This window comes from Sorangiineae bacterium MSr11954, assembly GCA_037157815.1.
Lineage (GTDB): Bacteria > Myxococcota_A > Polyangia > Polyangiales > Polyangiaceae > Pendulispora > Pendulispora albinea.
On sequence record CP089984.1, the window covers coordinates 4,563,485 to 4,584,019 of the forward strand.

Below are 20,535 nucleotides of genomic sequence, written 5' to 3' on the forward strand. Positions count from 1 at the left end.
GTTTTCCAAACGCCGAGCCTCTTATCGCGACACCCGCGTTGCATGCCGAGCGCCGCTTGCGTCGTCCGGTGCCCGCTTGCGGCAGCGGGTTCCGGTGTCAGTCGAAAACATCATCCGGTGTCAGTCGAAAACACCATAACGAGGGCTCGCGCTCGGTGCTTGCGCAGCGCTCTTGGCTGTTGCCGGAACAGTGCCCGGGCGCGGCGGTCGTCGCTCCGCTGCCGTGCGGGCAGGACCTTGAGGCACCATCGGCGTGGTCGGAATCGGGGTGGCGACGCGTCTCTGCCCCGCCTCGTCCTCCGCCGAAGCGGGGGCGCTCTCCTTGTCCGCGTGCGGTGACGACGGAGCATTCGTCGCGCTGCCGCTCGTGGAAGAAGCGGAAGAAGGAGCGGCGGCGGCCGAGGGCATCGCCGAAGGTGCGGGCGGTGAGGACGACGCGCTGGAGGCGGAGGGATCGGGCGTGCCCGAGGCCGTCGTGTCGGAGCGTTGCGCCGAGCGCGCGCGCACGAACATGACGATGCCGAGGATGGCGAGGGTGAGCACCGCCACGAGCGCTCCGATGATGCGTCCGCGGCCGATGGTGCGCGCGCGCGACGAGCTCACGCCGGCGAGCTCCAAGCTGTCGTCGGTGGGCGGGCTCACCGTAGGCACGGAGATGCTGGCGAGCGATACATGCTGCACGCCGCTCGTGCCCGCGGCGGGCATCATCTCGAGGGCGCGCAAAAGCTCGTTGGCCATGGCGTCGGCCGTCGGAGGCCTCTCGGCGGGGTTCTTGGCGAGCACGCGCATGACCGCGGCCTCGACCTCGACCGGGATGTTGGCCTCGGGCGCGACCTCGCGCAGAGGGCGCGGCGCCGTCTTGATGTGGCGGGCCATCACGATGATCGCGTCGTCGTCGGTGAACGGCGGGCGGCCCGTGAGCATGTGATACAGCAGCACGCCCAGCGAATAGAGATCGCTGCGCGCGTCGAGCGGCTTGGCCTGCGCCTGCTCGGGCGACATGTACCGGGGGGTGCCGAACACCGTGCCGGCCTGCGTCTCGATGGCGTTGATGGGGCCCATGCCCTCGCCGAGCATCTTGGCGATGCCGAAGTCCACCACCTTGACGATCTCCTCGTCGGCGTGGCCTTGCATCACCTTGGCGTAGAAGAGATTGTCCGGCTTGAGATCGCGGTGCACGATCCCCTTGGCGTGCGCCTCCGCGAGGGAGCGCAGGGCCTGTTTGGCCGTGTCGAGCGCGAACACCACCGGCAGCCGCTTGACGCGCGTGAGCCTCTGCCCGAGCGACTCGCCCTCGAGCAGCTCCATGGCGAGAAAGAGCTCACCGCTCGACGCCTGCCCGAAGTCGAACACCGTGACCGTGTGCGGTGAGACCAGCGCGCTGTTGGCGCGCGCCTCGCGCAGGAAGCGGGCCTTGCTCGCCTCGTCCACCGCGCGATCGCTGCGCAGGATCTTGATGGCGACGTCGCGCTCCATGCCGTGCTGGCGGGCGCGGTACACGGTGCCCATGGATCCGGCGCCCAGGCGCGCGAGCATGGTGAAGCGGCCATCGAGCGTGCGGCCCACCATCGGATCGTTCTGCGACTCGAGCCACGTGCGCGCGGCGATCAGCGGGGTGCGGTCTTGCGGGCAGTGTGATGGAATGACATCCGTCGCGTTCTCGGGGAAGGTAATCCGGCACAGAGGGCAGAGGTATCCCGTAACGGAGCGGAGCGAGGTTGCCGCGGAGGGCCGGTCATCGGGCTGGCGGGGCTTTCGGGATGAGGACGACACCTGAGACCAATCGTCGCGCGGAGATAGGTTGCGCGCAAGCTCGGTGGAACGATGTTTGGTAAGGCTCACGCGGAAATTCGAGGTTACTTGAGGGTCACGTCTCACGAAAGAGCGTGAAAACACGTGAAAGGTACGCTGGCGCCCCGCGCGTACGGTCGGCGGGGCGTGGGCTAGGGGCGCCGGAAGCCTGCGGCGCAACCCGCAACGATGGTCAGCTCGAAGGCATCGCCGCCGCTCCAATATTTGTCGATGGCGCTCTGCGCGTAGATGAGCGGTTTGGTCAGGGCGATGCCGAGGTTCTGCTCGAGCTCCGGAAAGACGAGCAGTCGCATGGCCGCGTCGTCGAACATGGCTTGGCCGCTGGGGAAGGCGAGCGAGGTCGTCTTGGTGGTGACGGTGACCTGCTCGAAGCCGGCGCGCGAGAGCTCGAGGGCGAGCCCTTCGGCACCGGGCCGGAGCGAGGTGGCTCCGGTGACGGCCGCTTCCACGTCGGGGGCGTCGTGTTTCAGTGCGTACTCACGGAGCAGATCCCCGAGCTCCGTGAACGATCCGCGCAGGGGGATGGCGAGGACGATCTGCCCGCCGGGTGCGAGCAGCCTGCGGTACTCGGCGAGCAGGCGGGCGCGATCGCCGATGTTGCCCGCGGGGTGGATGGTGACGCCGTGCGAGAACCAGCCATCGTCGAAGGGGCTGGGGATGGATGCCACCACGCGGTAGTCGCAGTCGCCAGGGAGCACGCCGCGCGCGGCGCGGGACTCGGAGGTGGCGCTTGCGCACGCGACGGCGTCGGGCGAGGGATCGGTGCCGAAGAGTTGCGCGCCGGGCAGGGCGCGGAGCACGGCATCGTCGTAGTACCCGGTGCGCGCATAGAGATGGGCGACGCGCGCGCGCCTGGCGGGCTCGCTGGTGTCGGCCAAGCGGCGCGTGAAAGATGGACGGTGCTCGAGGTGCTCGAGCGCCAGCTGCGCGAAGGGCGCGAGGTACCCTGGGGCGACGAAGCGATCGAACTCCGCGACCTGCTCCGCGGAGAAGCCATGATCGATCCGACGCGGGCCCATCGCCTTCGGCGGGTCGATCATGGCGTTCATCGCCCCTTGGGCCTGCCCCCGGGCGCGCCAGCATTTCCGCCATCGGGGCCGGCGGACTTGGGGATCTGGCGGAGGAGATCGCGGGCCTCCGACGCGAGCTCGCCGAGGGTGATGCGGCCCTCCTCGCCCGTTTCGTCCTCGAGCTGCACGGTGCGCGTGTCCTTGGTGAGCGGCGCGAGGAGGCTCACGCTGGCGGGATCGCCGAACTCGACCAGCGCTTCGACGGCGGCGGCCACGGCGTCCGGATCGGGGTGCACGAGGAAGCGTCCGAGCAGCTTGAGCACGCCCGGCTCCGGCACCTCGGCCAGCAAGTAGGGGAGCTCCGAGAGCGCCGGATCGCCGGGCTTCATGCGCTCGAGGGCGCGCTCGACACCGAGGGCCACCTCCTTGAACCGATCGTAGGCGTGCTCTTGCAACGCTTCCCCGGCGGCGTGGCGCGGCTCGGGCTCGTCGCAGCCGAGGATGCGGATCAGGAGATCGACGGTTTGCGCGCCCTCGAGGTCGCTGAGGAGCTCGGCGGCGCGGGTGAGTCGGAGCTGCAGCTCGTTGCGATCCGCGAGCCCGAAGGCTTCGTCGACGGCGGCCGCGATGGCGGCGACGAGCGCACCGTGATCGTGCTCGACGAGCGAGGCATGGGTCTGGCGAACGACACGCTCGGCATCGAAGAGCTCTCCGAGGAGCTTTTCTATGGTCCTTTCACTTTTTTGCACGCTCCCTCATAACACAAGGATGCACGGGGAGGGCACCGTGCACGCGCAGGAGTAACCCGTCGGTGACATCGCCGTGCCGCTACACCCCGATATGAAATTTGCAATTGCCGCGCTTTTTGTCGTGGTAACGACATCCCTGGGTGCAGCCTCACGCCCGCTGCCACCGTTGCGATGGAGCATCACGGATTCGTCACGCGCCGCGCGCGACGCGGTGGAGGCCGCCTGTCCGGAGGGCATGCTCCCCGACGGCGACGCATGCGTACACATTCCGGCCACCGACGAAGCCGAAGATTCGGTGGTCTCCACCAACGCGCACCGCGAGCGCAGCGGGCGCTGGGCCCTCTACGATCAGATCCCGCGCCGTCCCGATCGGCCGGCCGACTACGAGCTATACCGCTACCCGGCGCCGGCCGCGCTCCCGGGCGGCAGGACCGTGGTGAGCGGCTACGATCTCGACCGCCCCAACGAATCCCAGCGCCGCGGTATGTCGTTGCGCGCCGTCGGCCATGGGGGTGTGGACATCCCCGGTCCGCGCGGGACGGAAATCAAGCTGGTGGCGCTCGAGCACCAACAAGGCGACGCCACCATCGTGCACGTGGGGCCTCTCTTCGGCACCAGCGTGGTGACCCGCCACACGATCCGCGAGGCGGGCCAGCTGCGCGACTACCTCCTTCTCTACGGCCACCTTGCGTCCGCGGCCCCCGGTCTCGCCGTCGGCGCCACCGCGCGGGAAGGCGATCTTCTCGGCTTCATGGGCGACACGGGCTCGCCGGAGCTCGTGCACTTGCACCTCGAGGTGCGGCGCATGCGCGAAGGCGTCGACGTATCGAGCAAAATTGGCGCGCAGCTGATGGAGAGCAGCGTCAGTATCGTGTGCGATCCGCGCAATGTGTTGCCGTTGAAGTAGGGGATGGCTCCTCCAACGGGGAGCGGCGGATGGGCGACGAGGCGCTGCAGCGTGACAGCCCTACTGTAGAGGCATTCGTGATAGCAAGGGACGGGCATGGCGACCCTGCGGATCAGGAACTTCGCTCACCTGGCCGATGTGTCCATCGACCTTGGCGATCTCACGATTCTCGTCGGGCCTCAGGGCACGGGCAAGAGCTTGGCGCTCCAGTGGCTCAAGGTCGCGCTCGACGGCAAGCAAATCGTATCGGCCCTTCGAGATGCTGGGCAAAACGTGAGCACACCGGGGTTCCTCATCGACTTGATTTTCGGCGTTGGGATGGGCCCCGCGTGGAACGGTTCAACGTCTGTTTCGTTCGATAAGACGCGGATCCGCCCGCAAAGCATCGGCAAGCTGGGGAGGGGGAAGGAAAAGGTGTTCTTCATCCCGGCGCACCGGGCCATGCTCATCAGCGATGGGTGGGCAGCTCCGTTCCAGAAGTTGACGGCAGAGACCCCCGTCGTGGCGCGTCTCTTCAGTCAGAACCTCTTCGATCGTTTCAGTGCGCGAGGTGGTAACGAGCTCTTTCCGCTCAATCGCGTGCTGAAAGAAGGGTACCGCAAGCTGATCGACGATGCGGTTTTTCATGGTGGGAAAGTTGGTGTCGAGGAGGATTCACAGCACGCCAAGCGATTGCGTCTGACCCATGCGAGCACGCACGGGCCCATGCAGCTCCCGTTCATGACCTGGACGGCGGGGCAGCGTGAATTTACGCCGCTTTTGCTCGGCCTCTATCATCTTCTGCCATCGCGACGGATGCTGAAGCAGTCCGACATCCAATATGTCGTCATCGAGGAGCCCGAAATGGGGCTGCATCCTCAGGCCGTGACGGTCTTCATGCTCCTCGTGCTCGACCTTCTCTGGCGAGGGTACAAAGTGGTTCTCTCCACGCACTCTCCCATCGTGCTGACCGTAGGATGGATGTTGCGGCGGATGCGCGAGACCAGGGCCCGCTGGCAGCTCGTTTGCGATGCGTTCGAAGTCGAAAAACGCGGCGATCTGAAGAAGGTCGCCGAGGCTGCGCTGACCAAAACGGTGCGGACGCACTTTCTGAAATTCGAGTCGGATGGCCGCGTTTACTCAAAGGACGTATCCACCCTCGATCCCGACTCCGAGGACGAGGACATTTCGGGATGGGGAGGGCTCACGGGGTTCACCTCGCGCTTCGGGGAGGCCGTTCGACGGGCAGCCAACGAGGAGCCCTCCAAGTGAGTAGCCCGATTCGTGCCGCCCTGAACTCCAGGAGCCATCTGCGCGGCGCCGTTGGAAACGGTCTCTCGGCGATGAAGAAAGTCGATCGTGCGTTCATCGCAGAGGCGGTTCGCGCGGCGTTCGAGGACAGCATCGACTTGGACGATGCCATCGAGAAGGGGCACGAGCGAGAGCCCCGATGGGACTATTTGCTGGGTCATCGCGAGACCACGAAGATCGTGGGGCTCGAGCCTCATTCCGCAGAAACGAGTGAAATCTCGACCGTCATTCGCAAACGTAAGCATGCTCGCGAGCAGCTCGCGGAGCATTTCAGGCCGGGGGTGGAGGTTGCCGAATGGTTCTGGGTGGCTTCGGGAAGGGTGAGCTTTCTTGCCCACGAGAAGGCGACGCTGAGCCTCGCTCAAAACGGCATCACCTTTGTGGGGACGAAGCTTCTCGCGAAGCACTTGGCACCCCTCGAGGCCCGTAAGAAGAAGTAATTCTTCTACTTCTTCATCGGCGGGTAGGCGTCGCGGATGACGGCGGCGACTTGGTGGAGGGCCAGGGTGAGGGGGGAGCGTTTGCGCCAGACCAGGGCGATGGTTCGGCCGGGGGCGGGGGCGGTGAAGGGGCGGATGTGGAGGTGGGCGCGTTGGGTTTCGGTGGGGATCGAGAGGGCGGGGAGGAGGGTGATGCCGGCGCCGCCGGCGACCATTTGGACGAGGGTGGGGAGGCTGGTGGCGCGGAACTCCAGCTCGCGGGCGTTGGCGCGGGAGCAGACGTCGAGGGCCTGCGTGCGAAGGCAATGGCCGTCGTCCAAGAGGAGGATGTCGGCGTCGTGGAGATCGGCGCGGCTGGCGGGGGACGACTTCTTCGCGAGCGGATGGTCGGTGGGGGTGACGAGGTAGAAAGGGTCGCGGGCGATGACGTCGTGCTCGACGTCGCCGAGATCGGCCTCCAGGGCGAGCAAGGCGGCGTCGAGGGTGCCCGAGCCGAGGTTCTTCACGAGGACGTCGGTTTTGTCCTCCCGCCATGCCACGCCGAGGCGCTCGAATTTGCGGCGAAGGCGCGGGGTTACGCGCGGGAGCAAATAGGGCGAAATGGTGGGCAGGACGCCGATGCGCAAGGTCCCCACCAGGGGATCGGAGACGCGCTTGGCTGCCTCGACCAGATCGTCGGCCTCGAGCAGGACCCGGCGGGCGCGCTCGACCAGCACTTGGCCGGCGGCGGTGGGGAGCACGCGGCGGCGATCGCGTTCGAAGAGCTGGACGCCGAGGGCCTCTTCGAGCAGCGCGAGCTGGGCGCTGAGCGAGGGCTGTGAAACGTGGCACTTTTCGGCCGCTCTTCGGAACGAGAGCTCCTCGGCCACCGCCACGGCATATTGAAGTTGTCGAAGGGAGAAGCTGTGCGGGGCGGCCGTCATGATAGGCAGGAGCTATCACGCTGAGTCGGAGGATGTCTTGGAATGAATCGGTGGCGCGGCGCATCTTGAGCGCTGTAGAAGATGCGCTCCCAAGGAGAAGAGCCCATGTACAAGAGCCCCAGCCACCTGTCCGAGGAAGTTCGAACCCAGATCTCCGAGACGCTCAACGCCCGCTTGGCGGACGGCCTCGACCTGCACAGCCAGATCAAAGTGGCGCACTGGAACATCAAAGGGCCGCAATTCGCGGCGCTCCACCCGCTCTTCGAGACGTTCGCCACGGGCCTCGCGAACTTCAACGACAGCCTCGCCGAGCGCGCCGTGACCCTGGGCGGCCGCGCCTACGGAACCGTCCGTCACGTGTCGAAGGCCTCGCGGCTGCCCGAGTACCCGCAAGAGACCACGCGCGATCTCGATCACGTGCGCCTGCTCGCCGAGCGCTTCGAGACGTTCCTCGAAGGCGTCCGCGAGTCGCGCTCCAAAGGTGAGAAGCTGGGCGACACGGACACCGTGGACTTGCTCACCCAAGTCGTCACGGAGTTCGAGAAGCACGCGTGGTTCTTGAGGGCGTCGCTGGAAGGGTGAACGAGCCGCTCGCCCCTTCATGCCGCGATGCCGTCGGTTTCGGGTGACCGACTAGGGGCGAGAACGACGCTTCGCCTCGAGCCTGTAAATGTACGACCCTCGCCCGCGAGGGAGGGTCGTGGTTCGTTCGGTGCAGTCGTTCGGTGCAACGGTCATTCTAAGGGCGTCGCTGGAGGGGTGAGCGGGCCGTTCGCCCCATGGCGCAAATGCCGGGAGGGCGTCGGTTTCGGGTGAGCGACTACGGGCGAGAACGACGCTTCGTCTCAAGGTCGTAGATGCACGACCCTCGGCCGCGCGGGGAGGGTCGTGGTTTGTTCCGTGCGGTTGTTGCTCGAGCTTTTACTTGCAGTAGCCGTCGATGCAGACGTTGGGCGAGAGGCACGGCTTGGTGGTGTCGCACTCGGTGCCCGGGTTCGATGTGGCGCTGCAGACGTTGTAGGTGCCCGTGGTGGCGGTGACGGCCTTGCAAATGTTGTAGCGGTCGGCGCCCTTGCACGCCTTGGGATCGGAGGGCGAGCAGTTGAGGTAGCAGTTGTGGTGCAGGCAGATGCTGCCGGCGAGGCAGGTGTCCTGCTCCCCGTCGCGGGTGCACTGGGGAGGCGGTCCGGCGTCGGGGACGGAGGCGTCCGGGGCGGGGCCCGCGTCGATGGGCGAGCCGCCATCGAGCGAGACGCATTCGGGTTTGCCCCCGGAGAGCCGGCACGTGCCGCCGTTCGGGCAGCCGTTGCGGGTGCAGTCGCCGGGGCGGCATTGGTTGTCTTTGCCGCAGCTTTGACCCGAGGGGCAGTCCGACGGCTTGTTGCAGTTCCCGGGGCCGCCGCTCACGCAAAGATTGGCTTGGCAGGAATACCCGGACGGGCAGTCGTAGTTGGACCCGCACTGGTAGGGGACGCACTCGTCCGTGTAGTACGGGTTCGGGCAGTCGTAACAGGACTGGCTACCCTTGCCAAACTCGCACACGCGGTGGCCGTTGTCCCCATCATAGACGGGACAGCCGGCCAAAATGGCCGCTGCGGCGACGCCCAGCGTTGCCATCGCGATCGCCGACCTGCGGTCTGTGAAAAGACCGAACCATCGCTTCATGAATTAAGCCTCCGGCGCGTCTGCATGCCAAACCAAGCATAGCAACGCGTGTGCCCCCTACAAGCGTTCGCAGATGCAGCGCAAATACGAAAAAAAATGAACAGGGAAAGGTGGGGTGTGCACGATGGTTCACGGGGCGTGTGGACCACGCGTCATGTCGTAGGTCGCAAACGGTGGACCGCGGGCTCGTGGGCCAGGCGCTCGCAGGTCATGCGCTCGTAGGCCAGGCGTGAGGGCGTGCTACATGCACGGGCCCCCAACCCGTATCGTCGGCCTTGGCGAGTTTCTCGAGACGCGAGGCAGCACATTCCCCTAAGGATGCGTAAAAAGGACTTGCTTCCCCAATGTACGTCCAGTGTGAGCGCTGCCAAACCGAGTACGATTTCGATGACGCGCTCGTCAGCGAGAGGGGGACGACCGTCAAATGCACGAGCTGCGGGCATCAGTTTCGGGTGCGCCGCAGCCCCGGGGCCGCCGAAGAAGACCGGTGGATGATTTCGACCGGCGAAGGCAGCACCCTCGTCTTTACATCGCTACGGGAGCTGCAGCGGGCCATCGCAGGTCAGCTGGTGGGCCGCGACGATGTGCTCGCACGCGGTAGTGCGCCTCCGCGCCGGCTCGGCTCCATCGCCGAGTTGGAGCCGTTTTTCTTGCCCAAGGTAAGCGGTGTCCCCGCGGAAGCTGTGCCGTCGCCGGCGGGCGAGCCGCCGCCGGGTGCGCCGCCGCCGTTCGCACCGGCGGCTGCGGGTGCGCCGCCGCCGTTCGGGTTGCCGCCTGGCGTAGCGCCGCCCGGCGTAGCGCCGCCTGGCGCACCGGCGCCCGGCGTAGCGCCGCCTGGTGTCGCGCCGCCGAACGTTTCGCCGGCGGCCGTTTCGCCGGCGGGGGCGCGGCCGCAGGGAAAGTCGACGCTGATCGGTACCGGCATCCCCGTCGTGGAGCAGCTGGATCCGCAGACGCCGCCGCCTGCGCCACCGATGGAGCCGCCGTTGCCGGGCGCCGGGGCGGTGGGGTCGGAGGGGGTGGCTGCGCCATTGCCGGTGGGGTCCGACGCGGTGAACGTCGCGCGCGCCATGTGGCAGACCCGCATCGGCATAGGGCCCGAAGGGGGTGTTCCGGCCGATGGGGCGCTCGCGCCGACGGTGCGTGTGCCCGTGGTGACGGACGAGCGGATCCGCGAAAATGCCGCGGCCTCCGCGCTTCCCGGAGCCTCGGCGTTGCCAGCATCCGCGCTTCCCGGAGCCTCGGCGTTGCCAGCATCGGCGCTTCCCGGAGCATCCGCGCTTCCCGGCGCTTCGGTGCCGCCCGCCACCGAGTCATCGCGCGTGGAGCCGGCCATGACGTACGCCGAGGCGCGGTTTCCCACGCCTTCGAGCGACATCGCGTCATCGCTCCCGAGCCCGCCCTTTCAGGGCCCGGCGCCCACCGTGCCCGTGCGGCGCCCGGAGCGGTACGATGGGTTCGACGGCGACGATGAAGACGACAGCGATGTGCGCCGACGGCGCCCGCTCTCCTCGATGGTCGAGCCTCTGCCCAGCCGAAGCCGCGGCGGCTGGCTTCTCTTGGTGGTCGTTCTCTTTGCCGCGGGCGCCACCGTGGTGCTCTTTGGGCGCCCTTACCTCGATCGCTTCATCAAGCCGCCGCCCGCGACCCCGCCCGCCGCGGAGCCCGATCCGCGGCTCGCGACCTTCCTCAAAGACGGCGAGGCCGCGCTCGATCAAGGGCAGCTCGACACGGCCAAGGAAAACTTCGACAAAGCCGCCGCGCTGGCCGAGAAGGATCCGCGCGTCCTCCTCGATCGGGCGCGCCTCGAGGTCGTGCAGGCGGACATTCCCTGGTTGCATCAGCGCCTTCTGGCGAACGAGGGCCGAAGCCGCGACGAGGCCAAGACCGTTCAGGCGGAGCTCGATCAGCGGGCACCCCTGGCCAAAAAGGCCGCCGACGCCGCCGTGGCTGGCGCGCCGAACGAGCCCGGCGCGCAGCGCGTGAAGGTGGACGCCTTGCGCATCGCCGGCGAGAAGGACGCGGCGCGCGCGCTGGTGGGCAGCGCGGGCCTCAACGCCGCGCAGCCCGAGGCCGCGTACGTGCTGGGGGCGCTGGATCTCGCGGAGCCCGAGCCCCCGTTTCCCACCGTGATCGAGCGCCTGCGCACCGCTGTGGCGGGAAGCGACAGTCCCTCCGGACGCGCGCGCGCGTTGCTCGTGTATGCGCTGGCGCGCTCGGGGGATGCCGCGGGCGCGAAACAGGAGCTGGAGCGGCTCGCGACCTTGCCGCGCCCGCACCCGCTGCTGGCCGCGCTTCGGGCATACGTCGAGCGCGGGGCCTCGGCCGTCGATGCGGGGGCCTCCGCCGCCGAGGCGCCCGACGCAGGGGCGCCCGGTGCGGGGACGCCCGGTGCGGGGACGCCGAGCACCTCGACCTCCGCGGCACCCCCGGAACCGCGCGGTAAGGCGGGCAAGGGAGCGCCGCCGCGCGCTGCGGCGCCCGTGAACAGCGAGGGGCGGGCGGAGCTGCAGCAGGCGGACGCCGCGAAGAATCGAAACGATTTGGCGCGGGCCAAGACGCTTTACCAGACCGTGCTCGCGCGCAACCCGCGCAACACGGAGGCGCTCTCGGGCATGGGCGACGTGGCGCGCGGGCAGCGCGATCTCCAAGGGGCGCGGGATTATTACAAGCGGGCCCTGGCCGAGAACGATTCGTACATGCCGGCCCTGATCGGGCTCGCCGATGTGCAATGGGAGATGGGGGATCGCGCTGGCGCCGTACGCACTTACAAGGATATCGTCGAGCGGATGCCCGAAGGCTCGTACCCGCACCGGGTCAAACAACGAATCGAAAGTCTGAGCGTGCCCACGCCGGCGCAAGGCTCTCCGAGCCCGGAGCAACCATGACGCATCGTCGAAATGCAAGGTGGGTGCGGCGTGCGCCGTGGCTCTCGGCCGTCGTCGCCGCGGGCGTGCTTTGCGCGGGCGCCGGCTGCAAGGGCCGGGCGCGCACGTCGTCGGGATCGGCCGCCGCGGAGAAGGAGCCGCGCACGGGCCCCGCGGTGGGCGTCATCGATGTCACCCAGGGGCTGCCCGAGCAGAGCACCGGCGGCATGTTGGGCCTGGGCGGGCGAAAGCACACCTTCGACGAAGTGCTCCGCGCGGTCGACCGGGCGCACAAGGACACGGACATCAAAGGGCTCTTCGTGCGCTTCGGCGGGACCACCTTCGGCACCGCGCGGGCGGAGGAGCTCGGCGCGGCGCTGGAGAAGGTGCGCAAGGACAAGCCCATCTTCTGCCACGGCGACGGCTACACCAACCAGACGATGCTGGCCGCCGCCCGCGGCTGCTCGAAAATCTTCGTGTCGCCGGCCGGCGAGGTCGAGACCGTGGGGATCGCCGCGCAGATCGTCTACATGCGCAAGCTTTTGGCCGACGAGCTTCATCTGACGATCGACTTTTTGCAGGTCGGCAAATTCAAAGGCGCCGAGGAGCCGCTCACGCGCGATGGGCCCAGCCCCGAGGCGCGCGCGTCGCTCGAATCGGTGCTCGCCGATATTCGCTCGACGTGGCTGACCGGCATCGGCGAGGGGCGCGGCCGCGATGGAAAGGTCCGCACCGAGGTGGTGGAGGCGGCCGAGGATGGGCCGTTCCCGGCGAAGAAGGCCAAGGAGCGCGGCTTGATCGACGAGGTGGGCTACCTCGACGAGGCCCGCGAGGCGGCGAAGAAAGAGATGGGCGCCGTGCGCGACGAGCTTCGCTTCGGCGCGGGCTCGGGCGACGACGATGGCGCGGGCGACCTCGGCGGGCTCGTTCGCGCGCTCGGGGGCGAGGGCAGGGGCCGCGCGCCGATCGCGCTGGTGCGCGCGACGGGGAGCATCTCCATGAGCTCTGGCGGCGGGATCCTCGGCGGGCAAGAGGGGATCACCGAGAAAGATCTGGGGAAGCTCGTGGCCCGGATCGAGAAGAACGACGCCGTGAAGGCGCTGGTGCTTCGCATCGATTCACCGGGCGGGAGCGCGCTGGCGAGCGACTTGCTCTGGCATCGCCTGATGCGGGTGCGGGCGAAAAAGCCCATCGTGGTGAGCGTGGGCGATATGGCGGCGAGCGGCGGGTATTACCTGGCGTCCACCGCGAATGTCATTTTTGCCGATGCGACCAGCATCGTGGGCTCCATCGGTGTGGTCGGCGGTAAGATTGCCATCGGCGGCGCGTTGGAGTCGGTTGGGGTGCACGCCGAGACCTTTCCGGCCAAGGCGGGGGACGCCAAGGCGGGAGCGCGCGCGGGGTACTCGTCGCCCTTCGTCGCGTGGGATGGGCCGACCCGGGAGCGGGTGCTCGACTCCATGACGGGCATTTACGACCTGTTTCTGGCGCGGGTGGCCGAGGGCCGGAACATCCCCGTGGAAAAGGTGGCCGCGTCGGCCGAAGGGCGGATTTTCAGCGGTCGCGAGGCGAAGAACCGCGGGCTCGTCGATGAAATTGGCGGGCTCACGGCGGCCATCGCCAAGGCGCGCGAGCTGGCGAAATTGGACGGCGATGCGGCCGTTGCCGTGATCGACAACACGCCCAAGTTCCTCGAGGCCCTCGGCGGAGGTTCCGGAATGGACGAAGCCGGCGAGGAAGAGCACGCGACGGCGGAGAAGGTCGCCGGGGCTCTGCCGCAGCTGCCCGCGTCCGCGCCGGGTTCGCTGCCGATTTCGCTGCCGGGGGTGGGCGCTTGGGTCGAGCACGTCGCCCCCGACATGCTGCCGTTCGTCTCGGCCCTGGCCCCGCTCGCCGCGCAAGAGCACCAGGTGGTCGCCCTGCCGTACGTCCTCGTCGTTCACTGAAAAACGCGAAACATGGCCGGCATTCGCTACGATGGTGCCGTGGATAAGCTCGACAATGCCATCGCTCGCGCGACCTTGCCGCCGCCCGAGTGGACCGCGCCCGCCGCCGAGGCAACGCGGAAGCGAAACTCCACGGCGCCGCCGCCCGCCCCCCAAAGGCGAACCGGCGAGCGCGCGGAGGAGGCGAGCTTGCGCGCGCGTCTGTCGGACGCGAAGCGTTCGGGCGATCGCGTCTCCGAGGCCGCGGCGGCCGTGGAGCTTGCGCGCTGGCTCGCGCGGCGCGATCGCGATCTCGACGAGGCTGCGCAGCTGGCGCTTCGCGCGCTGCGCGTGGCGGAGGATCCCGAGCTGCGCCGGGAGCTGGCCTCGTGGCTCGAGAGCTTGGGGGAGGCGGGGCTCGCGGCGGCCGTTCTTCGTGCGGTCATCGAGGACGAGGACGACGAAGACGAAGAAAACGAGGCTGGCGACGAGGGGGATACGGCGCTCGCGGGATCGCCCGGGGCGACGCTCGACGCCGAGGATCGGGCCGCCGTGCTGGTGCGCGTGGGGGTGCTGCATGCGCGGGCCGGGGATCCGGGCGGTGCGAGCGAGGCGTTCGAGGACGCGGCGCGCGTGGATGCGAAGAGCGCGCTGGCGCTCGAGCTGCGCGGCACGCTCGGATCGTGGGCGCCTGAGGTCGTAAGCCTGCAAGCGGCCTCGCAAGCGTACGTCGATGCGGCGACCCGGCGGAGGGCCGCGGGCGAAGACGCCATGGAGGATATTCTGCGCGCCTTCGAGGCGGATCCCGCGAACGACGCGGCCGCCCACGCGCTGGTGGAGGCGCTCATCGAGCGCGGCAAGGTCGCCGCCAGCGACGAAATCTGGCGCGAGCACGCCCGGGCGCTGGCGATCACCGCTCCCGCGAAGGCCAAGGCGATTCACGCGCGTCGCCGCAAGGAAGCGCTAGCCAACGGTGACACCACGCGCGCCTTGGCGGCCGCCTTCGACGAGGGGCTCGATGCATGGCACATGCAAATCGGCGAACCGGCGGCCGACCCGCCGTACGAGCCGACCGCGTCGAGCGCGCAAGGCGACGCGGAAGACCCGCACGCACGGTACGCCGCGAACGAGTCGGGCGCGCAGGACTCGCAGCCCGACGCGGAAGACCCGCACGCGCAAGGCGACGCGAACAAGTCGCGCGCGCACAGCGATGTGAACGAGTCGCACGCACCCGACCACCCCAAAGCCCCAACCGAGCAACGCACCCCCAAGGCGCCGCAGGCGCAAGGTGAATACGAAGGGACCGCCGCGGCAGCCTTCGACGAGCTCCTCTTGCGCACGGGCCTCTTCGAGATGCTCGCCGTGCGCGTGGAGGCGCGCGCCCAGATCGAAGCCCCGCGCCGTCCCCAACGAGGCGCCCAGGAGTACGCGACGTTGGCGCACCTCGCGGCCGGGCAGCTCGACGATCCGGAGCGGGCCGCGGAGGCGTACGCCGAGGTCCATGTGCTCGATCCGGCCTCGGAAGAGGCGCGCGAGGCCCTTCGCGCCCACGCCGTTCGGTTCGATCTCACGGAGGTGATCGAGGCGCTCGACCTCGGCGATCCGGAGCGGGTCCGAAGCGAGCTTCGAAAGACGATGGCGGAGTCACCCCGCCGCACCGCGCGCCTCGAGTGGGTGAAGGCGCTCTCCAACCGCGATCCCATCACCGCCGCGCGCGCCTTGGAGCAGCTGGCGACCGACGCCGCACCGCCCATCCGCGGCGTGCTCCACGCCGTGGCCTCGGAGCGCCTCTTGATGGCGGCGCGCGCCCTGAGCGGCTCGAGCGCCATGCGCACCCCAGGCGGCGCGAATTTTACGAACGCCCTGAGCGGCGCCAACGGCCCGACCGCCATCCGTGAAGACGCCGCCGCAACCCTCAATCCCGCCGCCACCGAGGCCCTCGCCGCCGCGCGCCTCTTGGGCGAGTACGCGTGCCAAGCCGATCCGACCTCACCGCGCGTCATCGGCGCCATGGCGGAGGCCTGCATCGGAGGCGAAGATTGGACCAGCGCGTCCGCGCTCGAGCGGGTCATCAAGGTCGTCTGCCCGCGCGGTCGCTTCTGCAAGGCGCTCGCCGAGGCGCTGGAGAAGCTCGACGAGGGCGGTTACGCCGTAGCCTGGACGCAGCAATACGTGGCGCTGCGCCCCGGCGATCGCACGGCCACGCAGTGGTTGATCGAGCGCGTGGTGCGCGCGCAAGAAGCCCCGCGCCTGGGGGACGCGCTCATGTGGGTCCTCTCGCAACCCCAGCCCGCCGGACCGCTCGCCGATCTGGTGGGCCAAGGGATCCGCGAGCTCTCGCAGCTCGACGCCGCGCGCGCGGTCATCGTGGCGCGGCGGGCGCTCGACGTCTTTGGCCCCCGCAAGGCCCAGCTGCGCGCCGCCTTGCTCGACGCGGCGGAGCGGGCCGGCGACAACGATCTCGCGGGGGCCATCATCGAGCGATGGATCGCCTCCGGCGCCACGGCCGAAGAGCGGCGCGAGCTGTTCATCGCCCTCGCGCAGCGGCGCATGGCCACGGGCGATCACGATGGCGAGGCGCGGGCCATCGTGCGCGCGCTCCGTCTCGGTGCGCCGGCGAGCGCGCTCGCGGAGCGTATCCTCGCGCTCACGGAGGCGGTTCTCTCGGAGGACGGCAGCCTGGCGTGGCTGGAGGCGCGGGCGCTCCTGGCAGGCGAAGGCGAGGATCCGGGGGCGGCGGCGAGCGCGTTTCGCGAGCTCGGCGCGGCGCTGTGGGATCTGGCCGGCGATCGGCATGGCGCGGTGGAGGCTTGGCTGCGCGCCGCGAAGCTCGCGCCCTACCGCGGGTACTTCACCTTGGCCGTCGACATCTCCCGCTTCGGCGATCCGCGCTTTGCGTTCGAGTGCCTCTCGGAGCTGATGGAGCAAGAGACCGATCGCACCGCCTCCGGCACCATCGCCGCCGAGGCCGCGCGCGCCGCGCTGCTGGTCGGCGAGCCCCACTGCGCGTTCGATCTGGCGACCGTCGCGCTGGAGCGCGATCCGGAGCACGCCGAGGCGCTGGAGATCGCCGAGGAGAGCGCGCGCAAGAGCGACCGCCTGGTGGACCTCTCGGCCCTCTACGACGCGATGGGCGATCGCGCGCTCGGCCGCTTTGGAAGACGCGCCGCGCACTACCGCGGGGCGCGCTTCTTCGAGCAGCACGGGGACGCGGCGCGGGCGCTCAAGCACGCGAGCGACGCCTTCGTGGCGGTCCCCTCGGAGGGGGCCGCGCTGGTGCTCCTCGAACGGGTCGCCGATCGGGCGGGCAATCGAACCTTCGCCGTCCGCACCCTGGAGCAGGTGGCGGAGCTCTCGCCAAGGCCCGCCGTTCGGGCCGGGTGGCTCCTGCGCGCCGCGTCCCTGGCCGACGGCGACGATGCCGGCCTGCGCCAGCGGGTCGACTGCCTCTTGCGCGCGGCGCTCCTCGTCCCCGACGTGGGGACCCTGTCGTTGCTCGCCGACGCCGCGCGCGAGCTCTTGCGGATCTTGCCCCAGGAGCGCGGCGGGCTCGCCTTGAGCATCTCCACCGCGACGCAGACCCTCACCGAGAAGCTCGAAGGGCCCGAGGGCGCGCGCACCGCCCTTCGCCTCGCGCAGCTGATCGTGCGCCTGTTCGACGACGCCGAGGGCGCCGCCTCCGCGCTCGCCAGCGCCTTCGACACCAACGCCGACATCGACGAGTACGCCGGGCTCTTGGAGTACGCCGGCGCCCTCTCGCGCGCCTCACGCGCCGGAGCCTTCATGGAGCGCGCGGTCGCGACCTTGGAGCTGCCGTACGCCCACGTGGGGGCCGCTGCCTTGAAGCTCCTCGCCGCCATGGCGCTCCACCGCGGGGACGAGGCCCTCGGCGACCGGCTCACCCTGCAGGCCGCCATCCGCGATCCCGAGGATCCGGAGCTCGTGCGCAAGGCCGACGAGGCCGCGCGCCGCCTGGGCGACACCGACCTGTTCGCGCGCTTCGACAAGAGCGTCCCGCCTGGCGAGCGCGCCGAAGTGTTCCGCGCGTACGCGCGCGATCGCGCCATGTCCGGCGAGTACGACGAGGCCATCGACGCCATGGAGCGGGCGCGCATCCTCTTCGGCCCCGAGGAGCGCTCCGGGGTCGAGGCGGAGATCCGGACCCTCTACGGCTCGGCGGGCCGCACCTCCGATCTGGAGCGGCGCACCCTGGCGCGGGCCGAGGACGAATCGTTTCAGCCCCGCGAGCGCGCCGATCGCTACACGGAGGTGGCCCAGCGCTGCGAGGAGCGCGGCGAGCTCGGAAGCGCCGCGTCCCTCCTTCGCAAGGCGGCGGAGCTGGATCCCGCGCCCCTGGCCCGCTGGAGCGCCCTGGAGCGCGCGGCCGAGCTGGCGCGCAGGACCGATGTCCGCATCATGGCCCTGCGCGAGATCGAAAAGCGGGTCGACGCCGACGCCCGGCCCGCCGTGCTCCGCCGGCTCGCGCGCGCGCTGGAGGACGCCGGCCAGGGCGACATGGCCATCTCCGCGCTCGAGGAGGTCCTCGACGCGCACCCCGAGGACGAGGTGTCGGACCAAACCGTGGAGGCGATGATCGTCGCCACCGGGGACTACGAGCGCCTCGCCGAGCACCTCGCGGGCCGCATCGCGCGGCTCCTGCCGCAGACCCACCGGCGCGACGCGCTGCGGGCGGTGCGCTTGCGGCGCGTGGCCATCCTCGAGCAGCGCCTGGGACGGGTGGAGGAGGCGTGCGGCGAGCTGGAGGAGCTTTTGCGCGAGTGGCCCGAGAACGACGGAGCCCTCCGCTACCTGGCCGATCTGTACGAGCGCACCGGGCAGACGCACCGCGCGGCGCCCTTGTGGAAGCACCTCTCGGCCCTGGCCCAAGGCGCGGAGACGCAGATCGAGCTGGAGCTGCGCGCCATCACCGCCACCCGCGACGCGGGCGATCTCCGCGGCGCGCTCGCCTTGGTCAACCAGCTCCTCGAGCGCGAGCCGCTGCTCATCGAGGCCATGGTCCATCGCGTGGACCTGGCGCGCTCTCTGGAAGACGACACGGAGCTCGGCGCCGCCCTGGAGGCCGCCGCGCTCTACGGCGGTGCCGACGAGGAGACGCGCGCCGATCTCTGGGTCGACGCCGCCCAAGCCGCCGCGCGCATGGGCGACCAAGTGCGCTCGCTCGAACGCGCACGCAAGGCCGCGGACGCCGCGCCGCATCGCGCATCGACCCAGCTGTTCGCCCGCGGCCTCGAGTACCGCTTGCGCGGCGCCGGCACGGAGCTCGAGGCCAAGGCCACCTTGGCGGAGCTCGCGAAGGTGAACGAGGAGCTCGAGCCAGAGGACGTGGCGCTGTCGACCTTCCTCGCCGTGGAGGCGCTCACGGCGCTCGGCCGCGTGGACGAGGCGGCGCTGCGGCTCTTGCAAGCCCACGGCGAGGTGGGGCCGCAGCCGCTGCTCGCCCTGGCCATGGCCGAGCGCAGCATGCTCATCTCCGACTTCGAGTCGGCGCACTCGTTCTACGAGGCCGCCCTGGAGGGCAACCTGCTCGGCTTTCGCTCGCGCGGGACGGTGGCCCTCGCCGCCGCCTCCGCCGCCCTTCGCGCCGATCGCCTCGAGGCCGCGCTCAATTGGCTCGACGAAGCCGCCTTTCATCCGGAGTCGCGCTTCGAGGCGCTCAAGAAGACCGCGCAGGTGGCCGCCGCACGCGGCGATCTCTCGCGGGCGCGGACGGTGCTGCGCGAGCTGGTTCGCGCGACCACCGGCGAGGAGCGCACCGTGACCTTGGCGCAGCTCGGGCGGCTGCTCCTCACCTCGGCGAGCCAGGACGACTTCGTCGAGGGCGAGCAGGTGTTCGTGGAGGCGATGGCCAACGCGCCCGAGGGCAGCGTGCTCTCGGCGCAGCTCTCGGCCGAGCTCGAGGCCCTCCGCCAAAGGCGCTCGATCCCCAGCCGCGCCCCGGAGCAGCAAGCGGGCGAGGCGGAGGTGCAGAAGGTGCTCTCGGCGCTCGATCCCGACGCAGAGCCGCACGACGTGCCCCCGCTCGCCGCGCAGCGCGAGCAGCCGGGGACCCTGACCCTGATCACGCGGGTGGGGCACCCCGCCATCCGCGAGGTCCTCTCGCTCCTCTGGGAGAGCGCGCCCGAGGTCTTCGTCCGCGAGCCTCCGACCCCGCCGGGCATCAAGGTGGTCAAGGGCGCCGAAGGTCCCGGGGTGCCGCTCTTGCTTTCGCTCCTGCAAACGGCGACCAAGCTCCTCGGCTTGCCCAAGGTGGCGCTCCATGCGCAGCACGAGGAGGGCCGCCGGGTCTCGGCGAGCGTGCTCGTGGCATCGCCCCCGGCGGTCGTCCTCTCGGGCGACCTGGGGAGCGACTCCCCGGAGCTGCGCTACGCGCTTGGGCAAGGGCTCGCGCGCGCGCTGCCGCAGAATATCCTGGTCGCGGCGCTGCCCGAGGCCGAGGGGGCGCTCATGTGGCGCGCGATGCTCGGCGCGTTCGGGCCGCCCGAGTACGGGCGCCAGCTCGATCCCAAGAGCGGCCGGCTCGCCGAGTCGTTTTGGCACACGGTGCCACCGCGCACCCAGCGGCGCATGCAAGAACTCTTGGGCGCCGCGCCGAGGACCCGCTACGATGACGTGGTCGGCATGGTTCGTCAGAGCGGGCGTCGCCTCGGTCTCTTCTTGGCAGGGGATTTTGCGGTGGCGGCGCGCGCCTTTTTGGCCGAACGCGCCCTCGGCGAAGGCGGCCTTCGGGCGCGGGGTGGGGTGGAGGCTTTGTCCCAACGGTTTCCCGAGTTCTCGGATCTGGTCGAGCTAGCGACGTCGGCCGAGTACGCGGCGGCGCGCCTGCGCACCGGCGGAGGGCGTGACTCGGGGGAGCCGCGGTATTCGCCGCCGCCGGGCGATGGGGCCTCGGGCGCGAAATGATCGGGCTCGCGGACGAAACCTCGGCT

Annotated in this window: 11 protein-coding genes and 1 pseudogene; 7 read left to right on the forward strand and 5 right to left on the reverse strand. The window is 69.9% G+C overall.

The genetic code is table 11. The features are described from left to right. Window positions 1-120: 120 nt before the first annotated feature. From LZC94_17970 to LZC94_17980, 3 genes are all read right to left on the reverse strand, one after another. Window positions 121-1,773 (reverse strand): serine/threonine protein kinase, encoded by a 1,653-nt coding sequence (locus LZC94_17970; GenBank protein ID WXB19113.1) that lies wholly within the window; start codon window positions 1,771-1,773, stop codon window positions 121-123. Window positions 1,774-1,943: 170 nt separating this feature from the next. Further along, the gene (locus LZC94_17975; protein WXB19114.1) at window positions 1,944-2,852 is read right to left on the reverse strand and encodes a class I SAM-dependent methyltransferase; all 909 of its coding nucleotides are present in this window, start codon (window positions 2,850-2,852) and stop codon (window positions 1,944-1,946) included. Window positions 2,853-2,857: 5 nt separating this feature from the next. Then, on the reverse strand, window positions 2,858-3,571 hold the full coding sequence (locus tag LZC94_17980; GenBank protein ID WXB19115.1) for a HEAT repeat domain-containing protein: 714 nt from the start codon (window positions 3,569-3,571) through the stop codon (window positions 2,858-2,860). 121 nt (window positions 3,572-3,692) lie between these two features. Here LZC94_17980 and LZC94_17985 point away from each other — a divergent pair, with 121 nt between their 5' ends. The 3 genes from LZC94_17985 (at window position 3,693) to LZC94_17995 (ending at window position 6,208) form a co-directional block, all read left to right on the forward strand. Then, the gene (locus tag LZC94_17985; GenBank protein WXB19116.1) at window positions 3,693-4,478 is read left to right on the forward strand and encodes a M23 family metallopeptidase; all 786 of its coding nucleotides are present in this window, start codon (window positions 3,693-3,695) and stop codon (window positions 4,476-4,478) included. 96 nt (window positions 4,479-4,574) lie between these two features. After that, window positions 4,575-5,729 carry an AAA family ATPase gene (locus LZC94_17990; GenBank protein ID WXB19117.1) on the forward strand — a complete coding sequence of 385 codons (1,155 nt, stop codon included), beginning with the start codon at window positions 4,575-4,577 and terminating at the stop codon, window positions 5,727-5,729. 137 nt (window positions 5,730-5,866) lie between these two features. Next, window positions 5,867-6,208: a hypothetical protein gene (locus LZC94_17995; GenBank protein ID WXB19118.1), complete on the forward strand. Its 342-nt coding sequence runs from the start codon at window positions 5,867-5,869 to the stop codon at window positions 6,206-6,208. 86 nt (window positions 6,209-6,294) lie between these two features. Here the strand turns inward: LZC94_17995 and LZC94_18000 are convergent. After that, window positions 6,295-7,131, reverse strand: a pseudogene (locus tag LZC94_18000) (LysR substrate-binding domain-containing protein). 105 nt (window positions 7,132-7,236) lie between these two features. Here LZC94_18000 and dps point away from each other — a divergent pair. Continuing rightward, on the forward strand, window positions 7,237-7,713 hold the full coding sequence (dps, locus tag LZC94_18005; protein ID WXB19119.1) for a DNA starvation/stationary phase protection protein Dps: 477 nt from the start codon (window positions 7,237-7,239) through the stop codon (window positions 7,711-7,713). 339 nt (window positions 7,714-8,052) lie between these two features. On the opposite strand, the gene LZC94_18010 is transcribed toward dps, so the two are convergent. Beyond that, window positions 8,053-8,748 carry a hypothetical protein gene (locus tag LZC94_18010; GenBank protein ID WXB19120.1) on the reverse strand — a complete coding sequence of 232 codons (696 nt, stop codon included), beginning with the start codon at window positions 8,746-8,748 and terminating at the stop codon, window positions 8,053-8,055. 392 nt (window positions 8,749-9,140) lie between these two features. Here LZC94_18010 and LZC94_18015 point away from each other — a divergent pair, with 392 nt between their 5' ends. Genes LZC94_18015 through LZC94_18025 form a run of 3 tightly spaced genes read left to right on the forward strand, consistent with a single transcriptional unit; the run spans window position 9,141 to window position 20,509 of the window. Next, complete coding sequence (locus tag LZC94_18015) at window positions 9,141-11,684, forward strand: zinc-ribbon domain-containing protein (GenBank protein WXB19121.1); 2,544 nt, start codon at window positions 9,141-9,143, stop codon at window positions 11,682-11,684. Beyond that, complete coding sequence (gene sppA, locus LZC94_18020) at window positions 11,681-13,609, forward strand: signal peptide peptidase SppA (protein WXB19122.1); 1,929 nt, start codon at window positions 11,681-11,683, stop codon at window positions 13,607-13,609. Before LZC94_18015 ends, sppA begins: the two co-directional genes overlap by 4 nt. Window positions 13,610-13,648: 39 nt before the next feature. Then, window positions 13,649-20,509, forward strand: coding sequence for a hypothetical protein (locus LZC94_18025; GenBank protein ID WXB19123.1), 6,861 nt, complete (start codon window positions 13,649-13,651; stop codon window positions 20,507-20,509). The last annotated feature ends 26 nt before the right edge of the window (window positions 20,510-20,535 follow it).